Source organism: Pantoea sp. VS1 (assembly GCF_002207995.1).
GTDB lineage: Bacteria > Pseudomonadota > Gammaproteobacteria > Enterobacterales > Enterobacteriaceae > Pantoea > Pantoea dispersa.
The window spans coordinates 1-4,393 of sequence record NZ_NHZE01000079.1; the positions used below are offsets into that span (position 1 = coordinate 1).

A 4,393-nucleotide genomic window follows, 5' to 3' on the forward strand; every position below is an offset into this window, starting at 1 on the left:
AAGCATACATCCCCCCATTTATTTTTACTTCATCTATAAACTATATATTTTAGATGTCAACATGCTTTCTTTAAATATCACCGCAAAGCAAGAGCTAACTCAGCGAAGCTGAGTAGCCTTGCTTTTACTGCTCTTCGGTTGTAAAAGGGGAAAGTCAAACCCCACATCGTTGACATTATTTTACTATCGATTATAAATATATTAGGCATAAGGAATGTGCTGACTTGAAATAAGGATTTTTCATGGATAATTTATTTAACCCTCCTACTACAGAGAATTTACGTATTCATTGCGTCAGCGTCAGGCTTAATAACGCCGAGCTTGTAAAGCTTAATGAAGAGCGCAAACAACACGCTAAGGGCGAATGGCTTCGCATGTGTTTGCTTAAGAACCATATACCTGTTGTCCCAGAACTTAACCGAAGCGCATGGAAAATGTTCGGTGAGATAAATCAAAGGCTCAATAAGCTCTTAAACCACCTGAATGCTAAGCAATGCTGCAGCCCGCTGACCAAGACAGAACTCTTTGCTGTGAAACGTCAAATTGGTGATCTTCGCTCACGACTTCTCACAGCTAATCTATGGAGTATCCCCTCTAATGAAGGGCATGCAGAAGATCAAACGCGGTAAGAGCTTCGCAGGAGTTGTTCTATACGCTTTAAAGCATGGAACGCACCATAAAACTGACCCGGTGGTCATAGGGGGGAACATGCTGGGAGACCTAGCATCTGAGTTGATAGCTGAGTTCAGCGCTTCTGCTTCACTTCGCCCTGACGTTGTCAAACCGGTATGGCACAACTCGCTTCGCCTCCCACAGGGTGAATCCCTTACAGCGAAGCAGTGGGTGATGTTTGCTGACGACTATATGAATCGCATGGGGTTCAGTGAGACGCACCTGCGCTGCTATGTCATGCATGACGACGAGGCCGGCCAGCATATTCATATCATTGCCAGTAGAGTCGACTTGGTAGGAGGGAAGCTCTACCTGGGCAGGAATGAAAACCTGATTAGTACACGCGTAATCCAGGAACTTGAGCTAGCGCATGACTTAACCGCAACGAAAGGTCCTTCGCCTTCAAATAGCCCTTCCCCCTCCAGTAGGCGTAAGAGGCTATCACGAGGTGAGGAACAGAAAGAGAAGCGCGAAGGTCAGCCAAGCCCCAAGACGTTCCTGCAGAACACTATCGACGTGATCCTTGCGACTGACAGTGACATTCCGAGCTTCGTTGAAGCACTTTGCGAGCATGGTATAACGCCCGCTCCCAATATTGCCAGTTCTGGCCGCATGAATGGTTTCTCATTTGAGTATGCCGGAATAGCTTTCAAAGCCTCCCAGTTAGGTAAAGCTTACTCATGGGCGACTCTGCAAGAGAAGCTCCGCTACGCACCTGAACGCGACAACCCCCTACTCTTTTCATTGAAAGCCTCGGCTATGAGAAGTAATGAAACGGGTGATTCAGTAACAAAAGCTACGACCGAGGATACTACGCCGTCACTACCGGCTTCGTTAGAGTCAGAAATTATTGCACCTCCTCCCCAGCATGAACATAGATTAGAGATAGCGGAAACCTGCGAAGCACATACGCCTGCCATCACTGTGCTTACAGCACCAGGACAAGCCAACAACAAAGACCACCTCATGACGGCAGTCATAAAGTGGCTGCTAAGCATTCCTTACCTACAAGCCTTTGCAAATTTGCTCAAAGAGACAGGTAAAACGTTTCTCCACAGAAAATCCTCATTTTCCACCATTAGCGCAGTCAGATCAGCTGAGCCTGACGTCAAAACTTCAAACGAAATACCTGAAGACTTCTTTGAAAGCTCGTACTCGCCTAACTAGCCAAGTCTCTGAAGAACATCATCTTTCCTGTCTAAGCGCTTCAAAACACAAAACAATTGATCGTTTTTACAGATCAATTAGTAGATTTATGATAGCTTATAACTATCAAATAAGATCTATCGATCGGTACAAGTGATTTGCTTAAGTTTTGAGCTTGCTCAAAAATGCCCAGTAAAAGCAGTGACCAATCAGCTAGTTACAGACATGACTACCTTCAACTATTGGTTTTAAAAGGAATTCAACATGAGCAGCATGAGTATGAGAAAACCCTCTTACTTCCGTTCAATCAGAGTCTGGTTCACAATCGGCGTGGCCGTATTAATCGTCCTCAAGGCAAAACCAACTGACGCTATGGGAATGCTTATTCTCTGGTGTATCCCCGCTTTTTTCTTACTCGTGACAGCCGGTGTTAGCTATAAGCATAAGAAAGATAACGTCTCAACTTTCGATAACTTCAACGAAGGCAATGACGGCTCCTGGAGCCATGAATTCAATGACTCGAAGTTACTTCTAAATGAGAAGCAGCAAACTATTACGATCAGGAATGGTAAGAACGAAAAAACGTATCCGTTTAGCTCTGTAATCGGTTGGCGATACAATTTGGAATCTGGTGGCTATGACGGGGGATTTGGAACCGGCGCTATCAGACAGCAAAATCTCAACAACTCAGGTCTTTTCATTGAAGTTAAGGACGTCATGTTTCCCGAATGGCAGATCAGGTTCTATCCGCAAAAAGGGAAGTTTCACCAGGACACGGGTTATAAAGATATGGAAATGCAAATTAAACGCTGGTTGAGAGTTCTTTCTCAGGTTATTAACAAGGAATAAATAATGAAAGCTAAGGTTGCAGGAGCTTTATTAACTATTATCGTTTTATCCGGTTGTGCGTCAACAGCAGGGAATCAATCAATTAAAAATGAGACGCAGCAAAGTATTGCGTCAAAGATTATGAAAGGTCGAACTACTAAGCAGGACATTTTGCAGCAATTCGGTGAGCCAACGCGTAAAACCACCGTTGATACTAACGAGGATATGTGGTTTTATTCAATCATGAATTCAAATATGTCAGCAACGTCGTATATTCCAATCGTTGGAATTTTTTCGAACGGAACCGACATGAAAAGTAAGGCGCTAACAATCACGTTCGAAAGAGACAAAGTCGATAGTTGGTCATTAAGCGAGAGTAGTGACACTGTACATGCTGGGTTATGATTAGAGATCTGATACTAATGTCCTCAATATGAGGGCATTTTTATCAATACTATTAAGAGCCTATCTCAATAGGACTTTATTCCATACGATGAGACCACAGGCAAAATGCAACATGGCCTCGTAATTTTCGGTCTTCTTTTCCCATCTGGTTAAAACCCGACGAAAGCGATTCATCCAACTATGTGTCCTCTCAACGACCCAACGATGGGCTTTAAAGTCCGTGTTTTTACTGGCTTCAGACTCCTCTTTACGGGACTGGATATGCGGCTCGTAGCGGCGGCTCTGTAGATACGTTTTCAGCCAGCCTGCTTCGTAACCTTTGTCAAGACAGAGCCTGATCTTTTATCCCGGACGCCCTGTCTGAAGGGCATCGAGAGTATCCGCAACCAGTTTAATATCATGCGTGTTTGCTGCTGCAACAACCAGCGACAAAGGAAGCCCGCTGCCATCTGTCATCAGGCTGCGCTTTACGCCTTGTTTTCCTCTGTCTGTGGGGTTGCGGCCTGTTTTTTTGTTCCTGACAACGGTGATTTGGTCATACAGGCGTCCGTAGACAACCATGACCAGTCAATGCCGTCCAGATGTTTGCAGGCCAGCAAGCCGTTCTGCCAGAACCGCTCGAAGACTCTTGCATCGCGCCATTCCTGGAATCGCCGGTGTGCTGAACTCGATGAACATACCCCTGTGGCGTTCAGGGCGTTCCACTGGCAACCGGTCCTGAGGACGAAGAATATGGCATCCATGGCAGAACGGTTATCAACGCGTTTACGGTGCGTACCGAGCGGATGATTGGTTTTGTGCTGAGGGATAAGCGGGATCATTTTCTCCCAAAGCTCATCGTTTATCCGCCACTTGCTGCCTGCCATATTTTCACCTTCAGAAATTATCAGTTACGACATTCTGACTATCGCTTTTGGGATAGGTTCTAAGTATGAAAACACCGTTTCAAAATAAAAAAGCGAACTCTGAAAAGTAAATAACCACAACGCCAGAACATCCAAGTCTAAAATAATCAGTTTTTTAAAACAACAGGTTCCAAAATCCCCTTTAGTATTGGTTCATTAAAGAATAACATAACTAACTAAAAGAGATTAAATAATTAAGAGTACTTGTCCTGTCCCCAGTCTTAAATACCACTAACTGATGGTTGTATCTAATACTGGGGGTAGGTCATACTGAATTTATTTCTGAATTTATATAAAATTGTGAAATTCGCCATGAACCTAAATAGAGCGAAATTATAAATACTATAAGAAGACCCATTAACTTTATGAAGCACTTAATTACAATTGAAAACATTAACACTAAACCAGCATTCTGAAGCAATCGATTGCTTAAACAG

General features: G+C 43.9%; 4 protein-coding genes and 1 pseudogene. 4 read left to right on the top strand and 1 reads right to left on the bottom strand.

The genetic code is table 11. The features are described 5' to 3' along the window. Nucleotides 1–242 precede the first annotated feature (242 nt). From CBW22_RS23170 to CBW22_RS23185, 4 genes are all read left to right on the top strand, one after another. Nucleotides 243–629, top strand: a complete 387-nt coding sequence (locus CBW22_RS23170) for a hypothetical protein (protein ID WP_088517985.1) — start codon at nt 243–245, stop codon at nt 627–629. Continuing rightward, entirely contained in the window at nt 607–1,839 is a 1,233-nt protein-coding gene (locus CBW22_RS23175) for a relaxase/mobilization nuclease domain-containing protein (RefSeq protein WP_088517987.1), read from the top strand. The genes CBW22_RS23170 and CBW22_RS23175 overlap by 23 nt, the downstream gene beginning before the upstream one ends. Before the next feature lie 243 nt (nt 1,840–2,082). Beyond that, the gene (locus CBW22_RS23180; protein ID WP_141097355.1) at nt 2,083–2,667 is read left to right on the top strand and encodes a DUF4755 domain-containing protein; all 585 of its coding nucleotides are present in this window, start codon (nt 2,083–2,085) and stop codon (nt 2,665–2,667) included. 3 nt (nt 2,668–2,670) lie between these two features. Continuing rightward, nucleotides 2,671–3,051 (top strand): hypothetical protein, encoded by a 381-nt coding sequence (locus tag CBW22_RS23185; RefSeq protein ID WP_088517986.1) that lies wholly within the window; start codon nt 2,671–2,673, stop codon nt 3,049–3,051. 60 nt (nt 3,052–3,111) lie between these two features. On the opposite strand, the pseudogene CBW22_RS23190 reads toward CBW22_RS23185, so the two are convergent. Further along, nucleotides 3,112–3,917 (bottom strand): annotated as a pseudogene (locus CBW22_RS23190) (IS5 family transposase). Between the last annotated feature and the right edge of the window lie 476 nt (nt 3,918–4,393).

Bases quoted from the DNA above. Each gene is read 5' to 3' on its own strand.
- CBW22_RS23170 (WP_088517985.1), top strand. From the start codon at position 243: ATGGATAATTTATTTAACCCTCCTACTACAGAGAATTTACGTATTCAT.
- CBW22_RS23175 (WP_088517987.1), top strand. From the start codon at position 607: ATGCAGAAGATCAAACGCGGTAAGAGCTTCGCAGGAGTTGTTCTATAC.
- CBW22_RS23180 (WP_141097355.1), top strand. From the start codon at position 2,083: ATGAGCAGCATGAGTATGAGAAAACCCTCTTACTTCCGTTCAATCAGA.
- CBW22_RS23185 (WP_088517986.1), top strand. From the start codon at position 2,671: ATGAAAGCTAAGGTTGCAGGAGCTTTATTAACTATTATCGTTTTATCC.